The sequence below is a fragment of the Shewanella sp. 5_MG-2023 genome (genome assembly GCF_030547465.1).
GTDB lineage: Bacteria > Pseudomonadota > Gammaproteobacteria > Enterobacterales > Shewanellaceae > Shewanella.
Genome location: NZ_JAUORC010000014.1, coordinates 39,101 through 61,980, shown reverse-complemented (window position 1 = coordinate 61,980; position 22,880 = coordinate 39,101). Strand labels below are relative to the sequence as shown.

Sequence of the window (22,880 nt, the reverse complement as noted above, 5' to 3'; positions counted from 1 at the left end):
CCATGAGCCAAGCGTCTTCAACATCAACTTTGCCAACCGTACATTTTGGCCAACAGCAGCTGAGTTTAGAACAGGTGGTTGCCGTCGCTAAAGGTGCCCCTGTTAAGCTTAATGAGCGCCCTGAATATCAAGAATACATTCAAAAAGGGGCAAGATTTATTGATAGCCTTTTGAGTGAAGAAGGTGTGGTTTACGGAGTAACAACCGGTTATGGCGACTCTTGTACTGTTAACGTAAGCTTGGACTTAGTCCATGAATTACCGCTGCATTTATCACGCTTTCATGGCTGTGGTTTAGGCGACATTTTTTCGCCAATGCAAGCCCGCGCGATTATGGCCTGTCGTTTAAGCTCATTAGCCGTAGGCAAGTCTGGGGTGACTTACCAGCTACTACAACGGATTGAGTTATTGCTTAATCTAGATATCACGCCAGTGATCCCTGAAGAAGGCTCTGTTGGCGCCAGTGGTGACTTAACCCCGCTATCTTACTTAGCTGCGGTACTTGTTGGCGAGCGCGATGTTATTTATAAAGGTAAACGCCGCGCCACCAAAGATGTGTATCTTGAGCTAGGTATTGTGGCACTAATCCTGCGCCCTAAAGAAGGCCTAGCCTTAATGAACGGCACAGCGGTAATGACAGCCCTTGCCTGTTTAGCCTATGACCGCGCTCAGTATCTCACCCGCTTATCTAGCCGCATCACTGCCATGGCATCATTGACATTAAAGGGCAATTCAAATCATTTTGATGACATCTTATTTGCCGCTAAACCGCATCCAGGGCAAAACCAAATCGCCACTTGGATACGAGAAGATTTAAATCATCATACTCATCCTCGCAACTCAGATCGTTTGCAAGACCGTTACTCCATTCGTTGTGCGCCGCATATTATTGGGGTACTGCAAGATGCATTGCCGTTCATGCGCCAGTTTATTGAAACAGAGTTAAACAGTGCCAATGACAACCCCATTGTTGACGGTGAAGGCGAGCATATTCTTCATGGTGGCCATTTTTATGGTGGCCATATTGCCTTTGCTATGGATGCAATGAAAAATGCCGTGGCTAACCTTGCTGATTTAATCGACCGTCAAATGGCATTGGTCATGGACCCGAAGTTTAATAATGGTTTACCGGCTAATTTATCTGCTGCTGTTGGCGCGAGAAAATCCATCAATCATGGTTTTAAAGCGGTGCAAATTGGCGTGTCCGCGTGGACAGCAGAAGCATTGAAAAACACTATGCCTGCCAGTGTTTTTTCACGCTCGACCGAGTGCCACAACCAAGATAAAGTCAGTATGGGCACTATTGCTGCCCGTGACTGTATGCGGGTACTGCAGCTTACTGAGCAAGTTGCTGCGGCGGCATTATTAGCCATGACGCAAGGAATACATTTACGTATAAGCCAAAATGAGTTGGCCCATGCCTCGCTCACGTCGTCGTTAGCGAAAACGGTAGCTCAAGTGAGTGAAGATTTTGAACTGCTCACTGAAGACCGTCCATTAGAAGCCGTACTACGCCAGACCGTTGATAAGATTCAATTAGGTCAGTGGGAGGTGTGTTAAATGAAAGCCCTGTTCTCATCTGAATTAACCATGGTGGTGCCATTTCATGATGTGGACTCCATGGGGATCACTTGGCATGGCAACTATTTACGCTATTTTGAAGTCGCCCGCTGTAAGCTATTGGATGAGTTAGGTTATAACTATCGTCAAATGATGAACTCTGGCTACGCTTGGCCAATTGTTGACACTCGACTGCAATATGTCAAAAGCAGTACTTTTGACCAAACAATCATTGTTTATTCCAGCATTGTCGAGTGGGAAAACCGCCTCAAGATTACTTATCAAATTCGTGATGCGAACACCAATGAGCGCATCACCAAGGGTTATACCATTCAGGCAGCCGTTGATATGGAAACTGAAGAACTATGCTTTGTCACCCCTGATGTGTTTCGAAAAACAATCGTCGCGTATCTGCCTGAGGATGAATTGACTGATGAATTAACCGCCTTGGTGACAAGGTCATGAAAACACTTATCTATGGCCTGTTAATCTGGTCTTTAGTGCTGCTGCCCAGTGCCATTAAAGCCACTGAAATCACTTCAGCGATTGTCACTTCTATGACGGACACTTCTAAGACTGACACTTCAGCTGATAAGCCTGAACTAACCTCAACACCCGAGCTAAGTACGCAGCAGCTAGCGGCCATATTTAACCAGCAAGCAACGCCAGCACAGCTAACCCAGCTGGCGGCGCAGTTACAGCTAAGACCACAAGCCAAAGGTCTGTTTAGTCAAACTCGCTATTTAGCGGTATTAAAAAAACCATTAGAAAGCGCAGGTAGCTTTATGTTTAGCCAGCAGGTCGGGCTATTTTGGCAGCAAACTACGCCCTTCCCGACGACACTAGTATTAAAAGATCGCTTGCTGATCCAGCAAGATAGTATGGGCAACATTCAGCAAAGTCAGGCTAATCAAGCTAGTTCAGCCATGGCGGAGCAATTGCCTCTGTTAATGCAAGCATTGCTAATGGGCGATGTGAAAGCATTAGAAAAAGATTTTCAGCTATATATGTCAGCGCCATCAGTGGCTGATGAATGGCAATTGGGCTTGGTGGCTAAAGACCCGCTGATCCAAAAAGCCATTGGTGGGTTAATCCTTGAAGGTGGAAAAACCTCGACAACTGCAGCATCGCAAATTAAGCGCCTCACCATGGTGACTTCAATAGCAGATGCTGTGGCTCATCAAAACACAGATAAAACCATCATTAGCTTTACCGCCATTGAAAACCAACTGTCTGATGACGATATTCAGCGCTTTAATTTAGCCCCTGCTGGCAGTGATGCTTACTAATGGCTAAATCCGATGTCCCTATGGATAAATCACAACCTAACAGCAAGCTCAGTCGCTATCAGACTCAGCCGCGACTGTTACTAGCTTTGTGGTTAATTATCATGGTTGCAATTGCAGCTTATGGGGCAGCGCTATGGCAATCAGGGGCAAAAATCCAAACTAACATTTTGGCGATGCTGCCCAAATTAACTGAATCACCACTAACTCAAACAGCGCTTGATCGGGTCGAGCAGCGCTTAGCCGATCAAGTGTATATCGGCCTCATTGCTGATGATAAACAGCAAGCCATTAATGCCGCCCAAGCGTTCATGGCGCAGTTACAGCAACAGGCTGAGGTATTTACTGATGTTCGCAGCGGCGATGCCAGTCAGATGCAGGACTTAAGCGGCTTTTACTTCTCCCACCGATTTCAGTTACTGACAGATAAACAGCGACAACTATTAGTAGCGCCAAACCAGTGGCAACAACTGCTCATGGCTGCGCAGCAGCAACTATACAGCAGCTTTGGTTACGCCAGCAGCCAGCTATTGGCCCAAGATCCATTACTACTCTTTCCAGACAATGTCATGGCCTTAGCGCCAAGCAATAACATCAGCAGCGAACAAGGGATATTACTCACGCCTTATCAGCAAGGTGAGCTAAATAAAGTCGCCGCCATTGTTATCGCTAAAGGGGTGAACAGCGCCTTCAACCCCCAAGCTCAGCAGCTGCAAAGCCAAGAGCTATCTCAAGCCTTTACATCATTAACCGATACCACTGCCAACCTTGAAATACTCAAGGCTGGCGCGTTATTTCACGCTAAGGCTGCCACTGACACAGCCAAGTCGGAAATATCGACCATTGGCTCAATCTCACTGGTTGGGGTCATGATCCTAGTTTGGCTAGGCTTTCGCAGCATTATGCCCATATCATTGGCATTGCTGACTTTATCCTGTGGTTTTTTATTAGCCGCTGTGGCGACTTTAGCCTTATTTGGTGAGCTGCATTTACTGACTTTGGTGTTCGGTACCAGCTTAATTGGAGTGGCGATTGATTACAGTTTTCATTTTTACTGTGAAAAAATTAATCAGCAGCAACGCAGTGCCAGTGACATCATCGGCAGTATTTTACCCACCTTGAGTCTGGCATTATTAACCAGTGGCATTGCCTTTATTGCGATTGGATTTACTCCTTTTCCTGGCATGCAGCAGGTAGCGATATTTTGCGCTGCTGGCTTATTTGGCGCTTACCTGACACTGGTATTAGCTTACCCTGCGCTTGCGAATCATACATTAGCTTCAAGCTCGATATTACAACCGTTGGCGCAGCGCTACCTTAGCTGGTTAAGACACTTTAGTTGCCAAACTGATGCTGCTAAGCCTCAAAAATCCAATAAGGCGACTATCATTTCCATTGCAGCGTTAGTCATTATTGCCATAGCAGGGTTAAGTCAATTAACCACCAATGATGACATCCGTAATTTACAGCAAAGCCCTGAGGCCATAACCGCTGAGGAAAACCAGCTTAGACAATTACTCAGTGGCGGCACCGATAACCAATTTGTGTTAGTTAGCGCCGCCAGTGAACAAGGGTTATTAACTGAGCTTGAGCAAGCTGATGACGTGTTAGCCGCCGCAGTGAATGCTAACGAATTAAGTCACTTTGTCAGTCTAAGTAAATACTTGCCTAGCCTGCAGCGCCAGCAACAAAACTACCTTCTATATGAACAGTTATACGCAGATCATTTAAATGACATCATCGACACCTTAGGCCTTGATGATTCAATAAAAGCCACCTTAATTACTGAATTAACAAACAGCCAAAATATGGCTATCAGCTCGGAAGATGTGCTCGCCCTAGCAGGTGACGATTTAGCTGGCTTGTGGCTGCCCGCCCATAGCCAGGATGTTAATCACAGCTCAAGCAGCGTCAGTTCTAGTAACTTAAGTTCAAGCCAGAGCCAATGGGGTAGTATCATATTGCTGGGCGGCATTAACGATTTAACCGCCCTTAAAAGCCGAGTCGACAGCAGTCACCTATCCATCACTGTGGTGGATAAAGTTGGTGATATCTCGCAGTTAATGGCCCAATTTCGCCTCATTACCTTGCAGTTATTAGCATTGGTTTGTGTGGTAGCCATTGGGATATTTAGTTTACGTTTTGGAATAAAGTTGGCGTTATTGATTGTGTCAGTGCCCGTGAGCGCCATGATATTAACCTTGGCTTGCTTGGGGCTTATGGGCTCACCGTTAAGTTTATTCCACGCTTTAGCGCTTATTTTAGTGCTGGGTATTGGTATTGATTACAGCTTGTTTTTTGCCTCGGTTAAACCACAAGCCTCTGCCGACGGAGTGATGATGGCTGTCTTTATGTCAGCTTGTTCCACCCTATTAGCCTTTGGGTTATTGGCCTTAAGCCATACCAATGCGATTCACTTTTTTGGCTTAACCTTATTGTTTGGCATCGGCTTTAGTTTTTTACTGGCCCCATTTATCAGCATAATGACAAGAGAAGTAGCACATTATGGAAAGTAGCTCATTAGAACACGCGCTTACACGAAAGCATCTAACTGACGATATCAATGTTGATGTGGTAATCATTGGCGCTGGACCTTCTGGGGCGATTGCCGCAAGTTTATTGCACCAACAGGGCAAACAAGTGTTGGTATTAGAAAAGCAGCATTTTCCGCGTTTTTCTATTGGCGAAAGTTTACTGCCTTGCTGCATGCAATTTATTGAGCAAGCAGGCATGTTAGCCGCAGTTGAACAAGCGGGATTTCAATTTAAAAATGGGGCGGCATTTAGGCATAAAGATCGCTATACCACCTTTAATTTTACCGATAAGTATACCCAAGGCCCGGGCACGACCTTTCAAGTGCAGCGTGGCCAATTCGATAAAATTCTTGCCGATACCGCAGTCTCTCAAGGGGTAGAAATTCGCTATGGCCACAGCGTTAACGATATCAACTTAACTCCGGGGTTAACTAACGAAAATAGTTCTATTTTATCGGTCACTGACGCGTCAGATAATCACTATCAAGTTACCGCTAAATATGTGCTCGATGCCAGTGGCTTTGGCCGAGTATTACCGCGACTGCTGAATATAGAAAAGCCATCAAACTTACCTTCAAGAAGCGCTATTTTTACCCATATTGAAGATAATATTACCGATGCTGATTTTGATCGCAGTAAAATCCTCATTAGCGTCCATCCAACCGAAAAAGATATTTGGTATTGGTTAATTCCGTTTAGCAATGGCCGCTGCTCCATTGGCGTGGTGGCTGAGCCGCATTTGATTGAACATTACCAAGGGGATTTAGAAAGCCAATTATGGCAACTTATCAAGGAAGAACCGGGGTTAAATCGCTTATTAGCAAATGCCAAAGTGGTACAAGAATGCGCCACTTTAAAAGGCTACTCGGCCAATGTATCCACTTTAGCGACCAATCAATTTGCACTGCTGGGTAACGCAGGCGAGTTTCTCGATCCGGTATTTTCATCAGGGGTGACCATTGCGATGCAGTCGGCCTCAATGGCGGTCAATACCCTTATCAAGCAACTAGATGGCGAAACCGTCGACTGGCAAGCTGACTATGCTGAGCCATTAATGCTCGGGGTTAATACCTTTAGAACCTATGTACAAGCATGGTACGACGGTCGTTTTCAGGATGTGATTTTTTATGATGACCCCAATCCGACCATAAAACAGATGATCTGTTCTATTCTGGCAGGCTACGCTTGGGATAGTAGCAACCCGTTCGTGAAAGATTCAGAGCGAAGACTCAATATGATTGTCGGCTTATGCCAACAACAACCTCAAGCGAGTTAACTATGTGGCGTACTTTATTCACTAACATATCGATAATTGCTGTACTGCTGGTATCAGGTTGTAGCCAGCAACTGCAGCGACAAACCTGCGTGCTATTAACCCCGCAAGTGAACTACTGTTTAGCGCCATTAATGACGCTGTCAGACCAAGAGCTTGCACCGCAAAATAGTCAGCAGCAATTGACACAAAAAATTAGCTTTACCCATGGTGACAAGCATCACGAGCTGTTAACTCAACTGGAACTTAGCCCTGAGATGATGACCATGGTAGGTTTAGCCCCATTAGGTCAGGCATTATTTACGGTCACTTATGATGGCGAAACCGTTGTGAGTCAGCAAAATGTGCTCATGGGGGATGACTTTAAAGCAGAGTACTTGATGGCTATTATGCAACTCATCTATCGACCGCACCAGCAAGTGAATCCCTATTTTAGCCAAGGTCAAATGCAGGATGTGGCTTGCGAGGCTGATAACTATAGTGATAAAAATCGTGATGACAATCGTGATGACAATCGTAATACCGGCAAATGCAGTGCCTTGATAGTCGACAATGAAGCAGCAATTCAAATTAGCTACTCGGATCTCAATCCATGGATTGCTGAGGTAATATTGCGTTTTCCGGCAGCGAATATCACCCTGTCGATCTCGCCTTTGTAGCGGCCCATTTTTCTAGATGTAACAATGGAATAAAAGTGTAATTAATGACTAATTCTATCGCCATAACCCAGATTGGATTGTGTACCCCATTAGGCCATACGCCGCAGCAAGTGCTTGGTAAGCTTTTAGCTGGCGATACCAGTGCCATGGTGTTGCGAGATGATCTAATGTTTAATGCCAATACCCGAGTGGGTGCCATTGATGAGGCGCAGCTAAAAGCTATTCCTGAGAGTCTGCAGCAATTTGATTGTCGTAATAATCAATTACTCTATACCGCAGCGCTGCAATTAGATAAGACTATCGCCCAAGCCAAATTACAATTTGGCCCATCGAGAATAGGCGTGGTGATTGGTACCAGTACTTCTGGTATTTCAAAAGGCGAAGCCGCCTTGGCGTATCACGCCGTTCACGGGGAGTTTCCACCCACGTATCATTACGCTCAGCAAGAATTAGGCAGTACTAGCGACTTCCTGCGTCAATACTTTAAGCTATCAGGCCCATGTTATACGGTTTCAACAGCGTGCTCTTCCAGCACCAAGGTATTTGCCAGCGCGAAACGATTATTAAATGCAGGCTTATGTGATCTGGTGATTGTCGGTGGGGTTGATAGTTTGTGTCAGCTCACCCTCAATGGCTTTAACGCACTAGAATCGGTCGCGGCTGATTTATGTAACCCCTTTAGCAAACATCGCGATGGCATAAATATTGGTGAAGCAGCAGCGCTATTTACCTTACAAAAATCAACCCCACATACTGAGCAGATAATCCTTGCAGGCATTGGAGAGTCATCCGATGCCCACCATATTTCTGCGCCGCATCCACAAGGTACTGGCGCTATAGCCGCTATGAATAATGCCTTAAGTGATGCCAACATTACGCCAAAACAAATCAGTTACGTGAACTTGCATGGCACTGCCACCCCCAAAAACGATGCCATGGAATCATTAGCGATGCAGCAAGTGTTTGGCAACACCGATAACATACCCTTATGCAGCTCCACAAAACCGTTAGTGGGTCATTGCTTAGGCGCAGCAGGGGCAATTGAAGCGGCGTTTTGCTACTTACTATTAAGTCAGTATAACGACAAGCAAGCCTTACCGCCGCAAGTGTGGGATCAACAACAAGATCCCGATAACCCCCTATTGCCATTAGTAACCCAAAATCAATCCACAGCCGTCAATTACATTATGAGTAATTCGTTTGCTTTTGGTGGCAGTAACGCCAGTATCATTTTAGGTCGGAGTCGAGCTCAACATGACTAACCTTATCGCACAAGCAGCGCTATTATCACAAGATGTCAGTCATTTTGTGCCCCATAGAGCGCCAATGATTTTAATAGACCGCTTATTAAGCCATCAAGTAGATACCCTGATCACCGAGGTTAGTATTAGCGACACGAGCGCTTACTTTAATATGGCATTAAATGGGGTGCCAAATTATGTGGGCATCGAGTATATGGCTCAAAGTATTGCCGCACTAGCTGGTGTTGAAGCCCATTTAAAAAATGATAAAATTCGAGTGGGCTTTTTACTTGGAACGCGCAAGTTAGTGATGCATCAAGGGCACTATGAACGGGGTAAATGCTATCAAATTAAAGTCACTCGGCTATACCAAGAAGAAACTGGACTAGCAGTATTTGATTGCCAAATTCTTGCTGCCGATGCCGTCATTGCCACAGCAAATGTCAACGTGTTTCAGCCTCAAGATACCACGGCTTACATACAAGAAAATCTAACTTAGCAGTCTGTTACTAACAGGCAATAGAGATAAGGAAAGTGACCAGCAGGTGCTGAATGTCATGGAGATAAAATGACCACAAATAAAAGAGTCTTAGTAACGGGTTCAAGCCGCGGTATAGGTAAAGCTATCGCGCTGAAATTGGCTCAACAAGGCTATGATATTGCCGTGCATTACCACAGTAATATCGTAGCGGCCGAGCAAACCCAAGCTGAAATTATGGCCTTAGGTGTCAATGCCAGCCTGATCGCTTTTGATGTTGCTGACCGCCAACTAGCAAAAACTAAAATCACTACCGATATTGAGCAAAACGGCGCTTATTACGGGGTAATTCTTAATGCAGGAATTACCCGCGACACCGCATTCCCTGCAATGACTGACGAAGAATGGGATAGTGTGATCCACACTAATCTAGATGGTTTTTACAATGTGATTCAGCCAACGATTATGCCGATGATCCAAGCTAGATTTGGTGGCCGCATCATTACTATGGCATCGGTATCAGGCATTGCAGGCAACCGTGGCCAAGTGAATTATAGCGCTTCAAAAGCTGGGTTAATCGGTGCCACTAAAGCCTTGTCCTTAGAGTTAGCAAAGCGAAAAATCACCGTTAATTGTATCGCCCCAGGACTGATTGAAACTGACATGGTCAGTGACTTCCCCAAAGAGATGATTAATCAAATAGTGCCAATGCGCCGCATGGGCAAAACCAACGAAATTGCCGGCCTAGCCAACTTTTTGATGTCTGATGATGCCGCTTATATCACTCGCCAAGTGATCTCAGTTAACGGAGGCATGATATGAGCCGCAGAGTCGTCATTACCGGAATCGGCGGTATTTCAGCACTGGGCCACGACTGGCCAAGCATTGCTAAGCGCTTACAAGAAAAATATAACTGCGTCGTCACCATGGATGAATGGAATAAATTCCCAGGGCTTAACACCCGCTTAGCCGCGCCAATCATAGACTTTGAGCAGCCCAAACATTACTCACGCAAAAAAATCCGCTCCATGGGCCGAGTATCTATTATGGCGACCCGCGCCAGTGAAATCGCCCTAGAAGATGCAGGATTGCTTGATGACCCTATTATCAAATCAGGTGAAATGGGCGTGGCTTATGGCTCCTCTACAGGCAGCACCGAACCCCTTATAGGCTTTGGTGATATGCTTAAAAATGGCGATATGTCAGGCATTAATGCTACCAGCTATATCCGCATGATGGCGCACACCACAGCGGTAAATGTTGGAGTATTTTTTGGCCTTAAAGGCCGAGTCCATACTACTAGTAGCGCCTGCACCTCTGGCAGTCAGGCCATTGGCTACGCCTTTGAAGCGATAAAATTTGGCCAGCAAACCCTAATGCTCGCTGGCGGCGGTGAAGAGCTGTGCCCTACCGAAGCTGTGGTGTTTGACACCCTGTTTGCCACCAGTACTAAGAACGATCAACCACAATCCACCCCTAGACCATTTGATAGCCAGCGAGACGGCTTAGTTATTGGTGAAGGAGCCTGTACGTTAGTGCTTGAAGAGTTACAACACGCTCAGGCGCGCGGCGCAAAAATTTACGCAGAACTAGTGGGCTTTGGTACTAATTCCGATGGCCTGCATATCACTCAGCCAAACGCTGACACCATGGAGGTGGCTATTCGCTTAGCGTTAAAAGATGCCGCAATTGATGCCGATAAGATTGGTTATATCAATGCCCATGGCACCGCCACTGAACGCGGTGATATTGCCGAGTCACACGCCACCTATTCAGTTTTTGGTGAACAAGTGCCTATCTCATCACTGAAAAGCTATACCGGCCACACCCTCGGCGCTTGCGGCGCATTAGAGGCTTGGGTCAGTATAGAAATGATGAACGCTGGCTGGTTCGCCCCCAGTTTGAACCTTGAGCAAGTTGACCCAGAATGCGCGCCATTAGATTATATCAAAGGTGATATTCGCCATATCGACACCCATTACGTTATGACTAATAACTTTGCCTTTGGCGGTATCAACACCTCATTAATTTTTAAGCGCTGGGATAATTAAACTACTTTATAAAAGACTTATAGCGTTCAACACGTTTTTATAAGTTGTCGGCTTTTCTCTAATCCACTTTGAGAAAAGCCACTTCTCTCCCTCTATCACTGGCATTCCTTGGTGTAAAGATAAGGGTAAAGGGGCAAAATTATTATCTGTGTTATTAAAAATAAGCAGCTGCTTACATTTGGGCTTGATTGATTTAGATAGTCTAGGGAAACAGGTCTCCCCTCCACTTTTGACGTCATTTAAATATATCAATACCGTCTTGAACCTCTGGCCACCATCTCTTAAAGCAACAGCAGAACCTGAATCTTTAGGGTGAAAAAAGTCATAGTGCGCTTTATATTCTTCTGTTGGTGAATAGTGCAAAACATTGCTTAATTCGCCATTTTCAATAGCGAGATTAAAATAAGCTGCTATTTTCATTTCAATGTTCAACAATATCCAATCATTTATTGAAGGCGTCAATTGTGCAACTGATCCAGTACGAGCCTTACTAATCTCATTTTTACCCGTTACACCATCGACCACCGTAGAGCGCTTGATATTTTTCTCTGCATGCCATCTAAGCCAATGACACTCAAAGTCATTGATGAAATCATCCACAGTATACAAGTTAATTTCTTGGGCAATTAATTGATAAGATAAGCTAGATAAGTCAGGCATTTTTATATCATCAAAGTCTTTCGTTGTTATCGCTTTATCCACTGTCCCAAAATCTAACATATTAGAAATAGCTGATACTGACTCGAGATGCTGAAAATGATAAAGAATGCTTTGAGCTTTAGCTAAATTACCCTGCTGATAATATAAATTTACCGCGGCTACAACGGCATTTTCATCACCCTTCAGATATGCCGCATATAAATAAGGCTGGAAAGCCACACCAACTTGAGGGTGAAAATAAAGTAAAAATGCCGCTTTATAATGTGCCCCTGGGATATCTTTTTCGGCAAGTTCAAATACATAATCTAACCCAACAGAAGGTTTTCTACCTATCATTACATCAACGTTCAGGAGTAAAGCTTCCGGGATTTGTTGCTGCAACAAAGGTTTTAAAACCTTTGCAGCTTCAAGATATTGTTGTCGATGTATAAGTGCGCGAGCTTGTTCTAATTGAAAAGAATATTTTGCAGTTAAGGGCATATTATAATAATTGATTTTGTATATGTATTTTTAATCATACTATACAAGTTTAACTATATGCACTTGGATATATTGATTAAAATTTCTCAGCCGAAGGTGAGCTTATGGGTTTCTGGCTCAATATGATTTAAAGAAACCGTAACTCTTAGCACAAATAGTTATGGATTATTTAAAGGTGTACTGAATAGTCAGACTTATGATTGTCGCTAATAGCGATACCAAGGCTAAGTATCAACAAACTTTTAGCGCTAACGCTCCCTGCCCTAGTGTGACTTAAACAGCTCTTGAATCAAGTTCACTTAGCTTTGCTAAAGTACAGCCCAGTAAAGCTGGCACAAAGCTTATCTTTACAATGCAGCTGTACCTCAAGTTTCACTTTTACCTTACCGCCATCAGCAAGGCTTGCTAATGAAACATCTGGCCAAATAACACTAGCAGTGGGGGCTTCAGTAATGGGCGCGCTATAGCGGATGTGTGCATCTGCTAATACGATATCACCACTAAAACCTTGCAACTTTTGCTGTAACCACATCATCCCCCAGCCCGTTAGGGTAGCCAGGGTATAAATACTGCCAGCAAACATGGTTTGATGCAGGTTAATATTGGGCTCGAGCGGCGCGGTAACTGTGAGTGTTTGCTGCTGAAAACTCAGCGGCTGCACTTGCATAAACTCACTCAAAGGAATGGTTTGATACCAAGTGTTTTGCAGTTCAATAAGTTGCTCTTTAGCCGCCATAATGTGCTCCTTTAAACCTGTAAATTAAAGGTCACAGGACCATCATTAACTAACTCTACCTTCATGTTTGCGCCGAAAGAGCCTGTAGCAGTTGTCACCCCTTGTTCACGACAAAAAGCCACGAAAGCTTCATATAGCTCATTGGCTTGATCTGGAGTCGCAGCGCTGGAGAAGCTTGGACGCAGCCCTCGGCCAGTATCAGCGGCTAAGGTAAACTGTGACACTACCAGTAACTCACCACCAGCTTGTTGCAGATTTAAATTCATCTTGCCGTTTTCATCACTAAACACACGATAGCCGATGACTTTTTTGGCCAGCTTTTGCATTTTCTCAATGTCATCGTCACGTTCCACCCCAAGCAGCACTAATAAACCTTTATTGATACTACCGGTGACTTCTTGCCCCAGCTCAGAGTCGATGGTGACACTGGCACGTGTCACCCTTTGGATTAAGCCAATCAATGTTACTTCCTAATACTTACGTGAAGAATTGTGCGATTACTTGCGGATTTACCTACACCAACAATAACCTTAGCCAGCGATATCTTGTTTCATCACTGGGATCGGTTTAATTAAATGCTCAGATCCTTTAGGTAATGATTTACCCACTTGATTAAGGCCTTCATCAGTCCACAACATAAAGCGGCGTAATTCTTCCAGTTCAATGGAATCAACAAATGTCGCAGCGCCTTGTACTTGGATCACCGCCCCATTGTCGCGAATGACGAACTTAGCAAAATTAAGCTTTTGGTTTAGTGAGCCAATTAACAACAATAGCTCTTTACTGCCATGTAATTGCGGATGCACCGCAAACAATCGATTGGTAAGAATACGATCGACCCCTTGCTCACTCATGCTAGGCTGCAGCACAAACTGAGTTTCCCCAAATTGCACCGCCACACTATTAGGGCTGAGTTTAGTGGCTAAGTAACTGGCGTTTAGCAACGTTTTATATAATTCTTCAGCGGCTTGCTCATCGCTCATATTAGCCATGTTGATCATCTTAGGAGCAGCAGAAACTACAGTATCTTCTGTGGTATTTTCGGTGGCGGCGCAAGCAGATAACCCTATTACGCATGCTGCAAGTATCAATTTTTTCATTTTCGTTCCTTGTTAAGTTATCTTTGCTAGCGATAAAGTATCGCAAGTTAACACTCATGTCAGGCTCAAGTGCTAAGCCCAGTCGGTGTATTTATAATGCTTGTGTTACTTCTCATTATCTTCTGAAGTAGAAAAAATCCCGGTATCGAGGTACTCAGGCATCGCGGCCGTTATTTCTGCGCCTAATAAAACAATTATCCACGACACATAAATCCACACAAACAAAATCGGGATGGTGGCTAGCGCGCCATAAATGGCTTCATAACTGGGAAACTGCGTCACATAAAAGGCAAAACCTTTTTTACCCGCTTCAAATAGCATCGCCGCTACCACAGCACCTAATAAGGCATGTAAAAAATGCACTTTTTTATTGGGCACCACCATATACAACAGTAAAATCGAGGCCACAGAAAACAACATCGGCAAACGCTCAACCAGCCAAGTCATTAAGCCTGATATTTCGCTATTATCAAATACCGTTAATGACACCACATAAGAGGTTGCCACTAAGCTGGCACCAATCAATACTGGCCCTAATGTCAGTACCATCCAATACATAGAAAAAGACACCATATAAGAGCGGCTTTCAGTGGTACGCCAAATATTATTCAGCGCTTTATCGATAGCAGAAATCAGCAACAAGGCCACCACCACTAACGCAATCACCCCGACAAAGGTGCCCTTTGAGGCATTTTCAACAAATTCATTGATATAAACCTGTACGGTATCGCCAGCGGCAGGCAAAAAGTTGTCGTAAATAAAGCTCTCAATTTTACCGCGAATACCTTTAAATACTGGAAACGCCGACAACATCGACATGGTCACCGCCACCATTGGCACTAGTGATAATAGTGTCACATAGGCTAAGTGACCGGCTTTGACATTGATTTGATCTTCTACCAAGCGCTGCTTAAGGTGAAGTATAAATTGCCAAATGCTAATAAAAACTCGTTGGATATAGGCTACATCTATCTTATTTGTCACAATATTCTCTTGATTATTTTATTTTCAATTCTGCGTTTTAATTCGTACAATGTTATAACACGATAGTTACACTCCAAGGGAGCGATTTAATGTCTCAACAAGGTTCTGCTGGTAATGTGATTGCCGCCATCGCCAGTTTCTTTTTCCCAGGTTTAGGTCAACTGGTTCAAGGTCGTATTATAGCTGCAATTCTATTTTTCTGTCTTACAGCAGTATGTTACTTCTTCTGGGTATTAATCATCCCAGCCATTATTGGTGCCATACTTCACCTTTGGAGCATTATTGATGCTGCCACATTTACCGCCGACTAATTCGATAATACGATAAGAGAGTAAACAATGAAGAAATGGATATCCTTGGCATTACTGAGTAGCAGCTTACTACTTAGCGGTTGTCAAAGCGCTTATTATGGCGCCATGGAAAAGGTCGGCTACCACAAGCGTGACATCATGGTTGATCGCGTCCAGGAAGCAAAAGAGTCCCAAGAAGAAGCCCAAGAGCAATTTAGTTCTGCGTTAGAAGAAATGCAGGCGTTACTTGCCTTTGATGGTGGCGATCTTGAAGATGCTTATAACAAAGCTAAAGATGAATATGACTCAGCGCAGTCAGCCGCTGATGAAGTGGGCGATCGCATCGATAAAGTTGAAGATGTAGCTGAAGCTCTATTTGAAGAGTGGCAAGCTGAAATTCAAGAAATCAGCAAAGCGAGCCTACGCCGTAATAGCACCTCTAAATTGAATGAAACCCAGCGCTCTTACGATTCATTGGTCAAAGGCATGCGCCGCGCCGAAGCAAAAATGCCTCCGATCCTGACGGCTATGAAAGACAATATGTTGTATTTAAAGCATAACCTTAATGCGCAGGCCATTGGCGCCATTAAAGGTGAGTTTGAAAGCCTGCAATCAGATATTACTAGCTTGATCAGCGAAATGAACAAATCGATTGCTGAATCGAATAAGTTTATTGAAGCCATGGAAAAGGGTTAACATCTTAAAAATAAAGTGAGCAGCTTTTAAGTCCTGACTTAAAAGCTGCTTTTCTCTTTAGTTGCCAATTTATCCAGTTCAGAACAAGTCTTAACGCCATCTCGGCAAGCAATCAATGTCACCTCAATATGTGTAAGCATCTGCTTTTGATCAAGTATAAAACCCTGCGAGGCAGCCAAGTGTGATAATACTTGATAAGCCTCAGTCTCTACTGAGCCAAACTGGAATGTATCGCCATTACTGAGTGATGCAATTGCAGTCATTGATAACTGATTATTGTTACTATCTTTTAGCTTTCGAGCTGAAAAATGTAACCTTTGCTCATCATCAAAGCCGCTAACGAGTGACGTTAACGTCGATTTATCGGCAAATTCAAATGTTATTTCAGGGGATAAATTAGCAATGGGGGTATTATATTCAACCCCTTGGATATAGGCTTCAAACCACATCTTTTTGAACTGGTAATAAGTTATCTTACGCTTCCAATCTGCATTAATTTGCACTATTCGGTCTTTATCATTAACTAATGACCATGCTGTTGCGGCAATGTCTGGAGCAACCTTTATTTGTAGCGGCTCAAAAAAGTCCTGCTGATATAAATACTCTGCATAAGTAATAAACTGTTCACGCTCGAGATTTTGTGGCGCTAAGGGAATAATGGTAGAGCGGTCTTCAAACTGGCAAATGCCTTGGGTGGCAGAGCGATTATAGTCACTACACACTTCAACCATTAATTTAATTACTTCAAATTTACGTAGCTCAAATTGGCTAAAGTTAACCACATTCATAAACGCGTGCTGGCGATTGGCTAACGCTGATAATGCTGCAGCTTGATATTTTTTATCTGAATTACAGTCATTACATTGAAGGTTTATGCTGCCAACTTTATTATTCGCAAAGACATTAGCAGTGACCAACATCAGCATTATTAACAGTACTAATTGGCTTAAAAATCCATTTCTCAAACTATTCCATCCCTATATAAAATTATACGTAACAAGCTAATAATAATCTAAAAGTAGCAATCGCGCCTGATGGCGCTGCAGTGAAATCAATACCCTAGCGATTAATACAGGTCAATGTAGTCATTTTTAGGCACAGCGAAAATCAGCGTATGATTATAATAAGCAATCAGATTGCCGCATGGGTTCTAATTTTGTTCAACGTTAAGGGGGAGTATCCCCAATTAAAGCTCCGACTTACATCCCCCTTAAACTCAGTTCAGTTAATTCAATTTATATAATGCCTACCATTAATCCGTTGAATAATTTGAGTGGCCGTTAAATCATGTACCACATTGATGACAGTCGATGCTGCATCGGTAATGGCGCCTAATACCACCAAAATAGGGATCACTTCGACGGGTAAGCCTAAGGTTGTCACAATAAAGATTTCCCCTAAAAATGCCCCGCCAGGCACGCCGCCAATGACAAATGCTGACAGCACCGAAATCAAAATGGTTAACATAAACACATCCGCGCTAAAGTCGAGCCCAAGTAATGAATAAATAAATACGATTTTAAGCGCGGTTATCATCGCTGCGCCGCCTTTATTTAAATTCACCAATAGCGGCAAGCTGATTTCAGCTATTTGCTCATTTAAACCCATTTTACTTGCTGTGCGAATATTAACTGGCAAGGTGGCCAAAGAGGAACTAGTACCTAGGGCGGTTACTGCAGGAGCTAACATATGCTGCCAAAAATTATTTACTCCTTTCCCTCCACCTCCAATCCATGCATATAGCGTTGAGCCTAAAGTTAAATACAAAAAGGTTGCCACTAAAAATAGCGCAATAGCTCGGGCAAATGTGCCCATTAACTCAGCATCTTGACTGGCCATAGTTGCGGCAAAATAAGCCCCTAAGCCAATTGGTGCTAAGTACATTAAGATGGCTATGATTTTCATGATCACGGTATTAAAGCTATCCAATAATGCCGAAACTTTGAGGCCGTCTTCACCTGATTGACCAATCGCTATTCCGGTGATCAGCGACATAATGATCAGCGCTAAAATATTCGATTTAGACATTAAGCCCACAAAATCATTGGTGGTTAATAAGCTCACAAAATCCATACTGCCAGTGGTTTCAACGGTATCGGCTAAATCAAGTGTCACTCCTTGGGCAGGGTCAAATGCTAGCGCCAACAAGGTAATGCCTACAGCGGGGATCATCGCCATGACAATGGACACGCCCATGATGGTGGCAAGTATGGAGCCAAGCTTTTTTAAATCGGTCATTTTGGCAATGGATGACATCACGCTAACGGCCACCAAAGGCACAATAATCATAAACAACAAGTTGAGAAATATTTGCCCTATGGGTTTAAGTTTAATGGCAAACTCAGGGGCAACTAAGCCCAACATGCCGCCCAGCATCAGGGCTGTGAGTAAAATAATCGATGAGCGATACGCGCGAAGGGCATTCCACATGGTGAGGTTCCAATAATTAAGATCTAGTGAGCATATGCTGATTTTTAATCATAGCCGAAAAGCCGTTACTATGAAGGCTGGGCTTACTGCAGCGCATTGATGACGAGTAACTTATCTGCAGTAAACTTGACTCTGAACTAATGCGCCCAAGCAAAGCCCGCGACTGCGGGCTTTGGCTAAATTGCGATAAACAGCTATCTTCCTCTGCTTCGCCCTTCTCTGGTCATTCCTGACTGACGCGCTTGTCGAGAACGATTCAGACTTTGATGATCTATGCTACTCGAGCGAGTTCGATTAATTGAGTGACTCATATTACTCGACTGATTACGGCTCGGTTGGCTGTGGCTAGTTTGATTTCGACTCGGTTGAATCGAGGTTGATGGCCGCGTACTTGTGACAGGACGAGTATTATTGGCGGGGCGGGTATTACTCGCCGGACGAGTAGTGCTAGATGGCCGTGTCGAAGGAAAACTACTACTATTGCCCTTTGACGGTTTATTTACATTGCTAGGTTTAGACCCTTGAGCTTTTGATGGCACATTATTCCACTTACCATCGCTACGATTTTCCCACTTGCCTTTATTATCACGGGCAACATTACCGTGCTTATCGGCAAACACATCATTAGTGCGCTTTTTATTTACCTTCGCTTTATTAAAATGCTTATTGGCTACACTTGGGCTGGCTAAGCGTTTACGATTCACCTCGCGATGGTAAAGGTTATTGGGTCTAGCGCGATTATTAGCTAATTTGTTCGAACGCATATGATTATGCATTTTAGTGCGATTACCGACACTGATACTGTTACCAATATTGATACGACCGGTATTGATCACCACTGGTCGTCTATAGCCACCGCCATAATAGCCACCACAGCATGGGCGACGATAACCATAACCGCCTCCCCATACCACACCAGCATTGAAAAAGCCGTTGCTCCAGCTCACGCCAACATTCCAACCTGTCCACGGATTATAACCAACATGTAATCCCCAGGTCGGTGGGCGAGGATAATAATAACGGCCTCGATACGGTGGGTAATACCAGCCGGTACCGTAAATTGGCACCCCATAATAAGGGTATGACCACATATAACCCGGCGTATAACCTACGTAAACCACTTCAGGGGTTGAATCATAAACCTGCACGTAAGTGGTGTTATAAACCGGCGAACTTGCGGGTATCTTGGCAATTTCTTCATCAGGAATATTATCAGCAACAATCCACGGGCCTTTGGCAGTTTTTGAGGTAAACCACACCCCATTATCAACAGCGTAATAAGCTTGATTTATCAACAATACTTGTGTGGCGGTATTAACAGCATAGGAGACTGATGTTCCTGTTACCGCTTCAAATTTAGGCTCGCCATCGTATTCAACCTCCAGTGTGGCTTCATCACGCTTAATCGCTGCAGTTTGCGGGATTTGCGCATCTAGCACTGCTTGATTGGCTTCATCAGTGCCTGCAACTGAGACACGTAAGCCACCAATATCAGATTCGGGAGGGATATCGTTAAAGCTTTCAGGCAGTTTGTCAGCCCTAACAAACTGCCAAGGTCCGGCCTGCTTTTTAGATTTAAACCAACGCCCAGATAAAAGCACATACATATCGCCAGAGGAGGTCTCTCTTACCCATGGGGTTTCGGTATTGGTGACATAAAGTAACTTACCATCAATCAGGCTTTGCCAATTGGGTGAGCCATCAGTGGCCACTAACTCAGTCGGTTCATTAGTGGTAATAATCTGCGGCGCATTGACGGTGCTTTTAGCGGCTTCATCCTCGGTATTCACCATGCTGACCAAATCTTCAGGAGGATACAATGTGACTTGCCATGGCCCCATAGGATCATCTGCCACATACCAAAAGGTACCACTGCTTAAATACAGCTTGTTCGTTTGCGTATTACGGGCAACGGCAAAAGGGGTATTTAACACTCGCTCATAGGGACTATTTTCAATTTCACTAAATTGTGGCTCACCATCATAGGACAGCAACACGCTCAAGTTATTACTGAAGACGATTTCTGGCGCATCGTTGTTAATATTATCTAAGCTGCGTTTTACCTGCTCAGCATTTTCAAGGCTGGCTGATAAGCGCTCCATGGAAATTTCGAAGCTAGTTGTCGCTAGCGCTTCTGAGACTGTATCGGTGAACGTTTGCTGGTCTTCGGCAGTGGATGATGGCCAGCGCACTTCGGTCACTTCAATATTACGCACCAAAGCAACATCGTCATCAGTATCGATTCTAGCGCTAAACCAAAAAGCGCCAAATACAGGGTCGTCTTGACCTTCCACTTCAAATGACATCGCAGCGCGGCTCATCAAGATATTGCCATCTAACGATTCTGGCTGCGGCTGATAAACCACTAAGGTGCCGAGTTTCGTTTCAACATCTTGCGGCCATTCAATTGCTACTGCCGAAAAGGGTAATAGCAACAATGCTATCCATACAGTTAGCACTTGCAGCCAGCGACGTTTGATATTGGTTATCATCATGAGTCCTTATTTTGCAATCATTTGCTATTAATCATGCGCGACTAATAATTAAAAGCGTGTATTTAAGTATATGTAGTAAAATCCATTTATTGCCAATTTGGTCATGATTAACAAGTTAGCATCTATTTGTTCATTTAATATACCGACAAACACATTGAATTTGTAAAATAGATTGTAGAAAAATAAAACAGCCACTTTTCTAAATATCCATCTACCCTGCCGTTTTATGAATATGCAAAGATCAAAAAAGCCCTTACTGGAAACCAGTAAGGGCTTTTTACTAACTGTTATTTACTACTATAAAAGCGGTCTATAAAGACGTCTTATAGTGAGTAGTAAAGTTCAAATTCAACTGGGTGAGTAGTACGTGCAACACGCTCTGCTTCACCTTGCTTGATAGCAATATATGAATCGATAAAGTCATTAGTGAATACTTCACCTTTAACTAAGAACTCACGGTCCGCATCTAAGCTTGCAAGTGCATCTTCTAGTGAAGTCGCAACTTGTGGGATCTCAGCCGCTTCTTCTGCTGGTAAGTCGTATAAATCTTTATCCATAGCTTCACCTGGGTGAATCTTGTTTTGGATACCGTCTAGACCTGCCATTAATAGCGCAGCAAAACCTAAATATGGGTTTGCATGTGGATCAGGGAAACGTGTTTCAATACGACGACCTTTAGGGCTTGGTACCACTGGGATACGGATAGAAGCACTACGGTTACGTGCAGAGTATGCAAGCATGACAGGCGCTTCGAAATGTGGCACAAGACGCTTGTAAGAGTTTGTGCTTGGGTTAGTAAATGCATTCAACGCTTTAGCATGCTTGATGATACCACCAATGTAGTAAAGAGCAGTTTCACTTAAACCAGCGTACTTGTCGCCTGCGAATAAGTTAACGCCATCTTTAGCTAAAGATTGGTGAACGTGCATACCACTACCGTTATCGCCCATTACTGGCTTAGGCATAAATGTCGCTGTTTTACCGTATGCGTGTGCCATGTTATGCACAACATACTTAAGGATCTGAACTTCATCAGCTTTAGCAGTTAGCGTGTTAAAGCGTGTCGCGATTTCGTTTTGACCGGCTGTAGCAACTTCATGGTGATGCGCTTCAACAACTTGACCCATTTCTTCAAGTACTAAACACATAGCACTACGTAAGTCTTGTGATGAATCAACTGGTGCTACTGGGAAGTAACCACCTTTAACGAATGGACGGTGACCAGTGTTACCATCTTCATAGCTAGTACCTGAGTTCCATGCCGCTTCTTTTGCATCAACTTTAGCAAAACAACCTGACATGTCAGCACCAAACTTAACATCGTCAAATAAGAAGAACTCTGGCTCTGGACCAATTAATACTGTGTCAGCAATACCAGTAGACGTTAAGTATTCTTCAGCTTTTTTAGCAATAGAACGTGGGTCACGGTTGTAACCTGTCATTGTGCCTGGCTCTAAGATGTCACAACGGATTAGTGCAGTTGTTTCTTCTGTGAAAGGGTCAAGAACAAACGTGCTCGCATCTGGCATAAGTACCATGTCAGATTCGTTAATGCCTTTCCAACCCGTAATAGACGAACCATCGAACATTTTGCCGTCTTCAAAAAAATCTTCATCAACCTGATGAGATGGGATAGAAACGTGTTGTTCTTTACCTCTGGTATCGGTAAAGCGTAAATCAACAAACTTAACTTCCAATTCTTTAAGTTGCGTTAAAACAGATTCAGCTGACATTCTTAAGCCTCCGGTAGAGTAAGGGTATTCCCTTTTATAATTCAAGTTCACCACTATACTACGACATTAAAGACGCGTATGTGTCGAAATATCACATAATTGACAATCTTAAAGCTATTACCATGCCAACTGAATAAGTATATGATTTTTATATATTTGACTTAATAGCCAATTATCGAAAACACAATTTTGCAT

Annotated in this window: 21 protein-coding genes; 12 read left to right on the top strand and 9 right to left on the bottom strand. The window is 43.8% G+C overall.

Annotated elements, in window-relative coordinates; all coding sequences use genetic code 11:
* The first annotated feature begins 2 nt into the window (after positions 1 to 2).
* From hutH to Q4557_RS09965, 10 genes are all read left to right on the top strand, one after another.
* Entirely contained in the window at positions 3 to 1,559 is a 1,557-nt protein-coding gene (gene hutH, locus Q4557_RS10010) for a histidine ammonia-lyase (RefSeq protein ID WP_303412434.1), read from the top strand.
* On the top strand, positions 1,560 to 2,024 hold the full coding sequence (locus tag Q4557_RS10005) for a thioesterase family protein (RefSeq protein ID WP_303412432.1): 465 nt from the start codon (positions 1,560 to 1,562) through the stop codon (positions 2,022 to 2,024). It begins immediately after the preceding gene.
* Entirely contained in the window at positions 2,021 to 2,848 is an 828-nt protein-coding gene (locus Q4557_RS10000; RefSeq protein WP_303412430.1) for an outer membrane lipoprotein carrier protein LolA, read from the top strand. The genes Q4557_RS10005 and Q4557_RS10000 overlap by 4 nt, the downstream gene beginning before the upstream one ends.
* Entirely contained in the window at positions 2,848 to 5,361 is a 2,514-nt protein-coding gene (locus tag Q4557_RS09995) for an MMPL family transporter (protein WP_303412428.1), read from the top strand. The genes Q4557_RS10000 and Q4557_RS09995 overlap by 1 nt, the downstream gene beginning before the upstream one ends.
* Complete coding sequence (locus tag Q4557_RS09990; RefSeq protein WP_303412426.1) at positions 5,351 to 6,655, top strand: NAD(P)/FAD-dependent oxidoreductase; 1,305 nt, start codon at positions 5,351 to 5,353, stop codon at positions 6,653 to 6,655. Before Q4557_RS09995 ends, Q4557_RS09990 begins: the two co-directional genes overlap by 11 nt.
* Entirely contained in the window at positions 6,628 to 7,311 is a 684-nt protein-coding gene (locus Q4557_RS09985; protein ID WP_303412424.1) for a DUF3261 domain-containing protein, read from the top strand. The genes Q4557_RS09990 and Q4557_RS09985 overlap by 28 nt, the downstream gene beginning before the upstream one ends.
* Positions 7,312 to 7,355: 44 nt before the next feature.
* Positions 7,356 to 8,573, top strand: a complete 1,218-nt coding sequence (locus tag Q4557_RS09980; RefSeq protein ID WP_303412422.1) for a beta-ketoacyl-[acyl-carrier-protein] synthase family protein — start codon at positions 7,356 to 7,358, stop codon at positions 8,571 to 8,573.
* Positions 8,566 to 9,051: a thioester dehydrase gene (locus tag Q4557_RS09975; protein WP_303412420.1), complete on the top strand. Its 486-nt coding sequence runs from the start codon at positions 8,566 to 8,568 to the stop codon at positions 9,049 to 9,051. The genes Q4557_RS09980 and Q4557_RS09975 overlap by 8 nt, the downstream gene beginning before the upstream one ends.
* A gap of 69 nt (positions 9,052 to 9,120) precedes the next feature.
* Positions 9,121 to 9,852, top strand: a complete 732-nt coding sequence (locus Q4557_RS09970; protein WP_303412418.1) for a 3-ketoacyl-ACP reductase FabG2 — start codon at positions 9,121 to 9,123, stop codon at positions 9,850 to 9,852.
* Positions 9,849 to 11,081 carry a beta-ketoacyl-ACP synthase gene (locus tag Q4557_RS09965; protein WP_303412416.1) on the top strand — a complete coding sequence of 411 codons (1,233 nt, stop codon included), beginning with the start codon at positions 9,849 to 9,851 and terminating at the stop codon, positions 11,079 to 11,081. The genes Q4557_RS09970 and Q4557_RS09965 overlap by 4 nt, the downstream gene beginning before the upstream one ends.
* A 6-nt stretch (positions 11,082 to 11,087) precedes the next feature.
* Here the strand turns inward: Q4557_RS09965 and Q4557_RS09960 are convergent, their stop codons facing one another.
* From Q4557_RS09960 to Q4557_RS09940, 5 genes are all read right to left on the bottom strand, one after another.
* A complete protein-coding gene (locus Q4557_RS09960; RefSeq protein WP_303412414.1) occupies positions 11,088 to 12,221 on the bottom strand; it encodes a 2OG-Fe(II) oxygenase in 1,134 nt (377 codons plus the stop codon).
* 295 nt (positions 12,222 to 12,516) lie between these two features.
* Positions 12,517 to 12,957 carry a thioesterase domain-containing protein gene (locus Q4557_RS09955; protein WP_303412412.1) on the bottom strand — a complete coding sequence of 147 codons (441 nt, stop codon included), beginning with the start codon at positions 12,955 to 12,957 and terminating at the stop codon, positions 12,517 to 12,519.
* An 11-nt stretch (positions 12,958 to 12,968) separates the two neighbouring features.
* The gene (dtd, locus tag Q4557_RS09950; RefSeq protein WP_102439862.1) at positions 12,969 to 13,418 is read right to left on the bottom strand and encodes a D-aminoacyl-tRNA deacylase; all 450 of its coding nucleotides are present in this window, start codon (positions 13,416 to 13,418) and stop codon (positions 12,969 to 12,971) included.
* A gap of 69 nt (positions 13,419 to 13,487) precedes the next feature.
* Complete coding sequence (locus Q4557_RS09945; RefSeq protein ID WP_102439863.1) at positions 13,488 to 14,057, bottom strand: hypothetical protein; 570 nt, start codon at positions 14,055 to 14,057, stop codon at positions 13,488 to 13,490.
* A gap of 105 nt (positions 14,058 to 14,162) precedes the next feature.
* A complete protein-coding gene (locus Q4557_RS09940; RefSeq protein WP_102439864.1) occupies positions 14,163 to 15,041 on the bottom strand; it encodes a virulence factor BrkB family protein in 879 nt (292 codons plus the stop codon).
* Between the two features lie 89 nt (positions 15,042 to 15,130).
* Here Q4557_RS09940 and Q4557_RS09935 point away from each other — a divergent pair, with 89 nt between their 5' ends.
* Positions 15,131 to 15,352, top strand: a complete 222-nt coding sequence (locus Q4557_RS09935) for a hypothetical protein (RefSeq protein ID WP_076538103.1) — start codon at positions 15,131 to 15,133, stop codon at positions 15,350 to 15,352.
* A 27-nt stretch (positions 15,353 to 15,379) separates the two neighbouring features.
* Complete coding sequence (locus Q4557_RS09930; RefSeq protein ID WP_102439865.1) at positions 15,380 to 16,027, top strand: DUF2959 domain-containing protein; 648 nt, start codon at positions 15,380 to 15,382, stop codon at positions 16,025 to 16,027.
* A 38-nt stretch (positions 16,028 to 16,065) separates the two neighbouring features.
* Here Q4557_RS09930 and Q4557_RS09925 read toward each other — a convergent pair whose 3' ends face one another.
* The 4 genes from Q4557_RS09925 to glnA form a co-directional block, all read right to left on the bottom strand.
* Complete coding sequence (locus tag Q4557_RS09925; RefSeq protein ID WP_133126585.1) at positions 16,066 to 16,992, bottom strand: hypothetical protein; 927 nt, start codon at positions 16,990 to 16,992, stop codon at positions 16,066 to 16,068.
* Positions 16,993 to 17,257: 265 nt separating this feature from the next.
* Positions 17,258 to 18,457, bottom strand: a complete 1,200-nt coding sequence (locus Q4557_RS09920; protein ID WP_102476581.1) for a dicarboxylate/amino acid:cation symporter — start codon at positions 18,455 to 18,457, stop codon at positions 17,258 to 17,260.
* Positions 18,458 to 18,651: 194 nt separating this feature from the next.
* Positions 18,652 to 20,952, bottom strand: coding sequence for a carbohydrate-binding family V/XII (locus tag Q4557_RS09915; RefSeq protein ID WP_303412404.1), 2,301 nt, complete (start codon positions 20,950 to 20,952; stop codon positions 18,652 to 18,654).
* A 323-nt stretch (positions 20,953 to 21,275) separates the two neighbouring features.
* The gene (glnA, locus tag Q4557_RS09910; RefSeq protein ID WP_102520396.1) at positions 21,276 to 22,685 is read right to left on the bottom strand and encodes a glutamate--ammonia ligase; all 1,410 of its coding nucleotides are present in this window, start codon (positions 22,683 to 22,685) and stop codon (positions 21,276 to 21,278) included.
* Between the last annotated feature and the right edge of the window lie 195 nt (positions 22,686 to 22,880).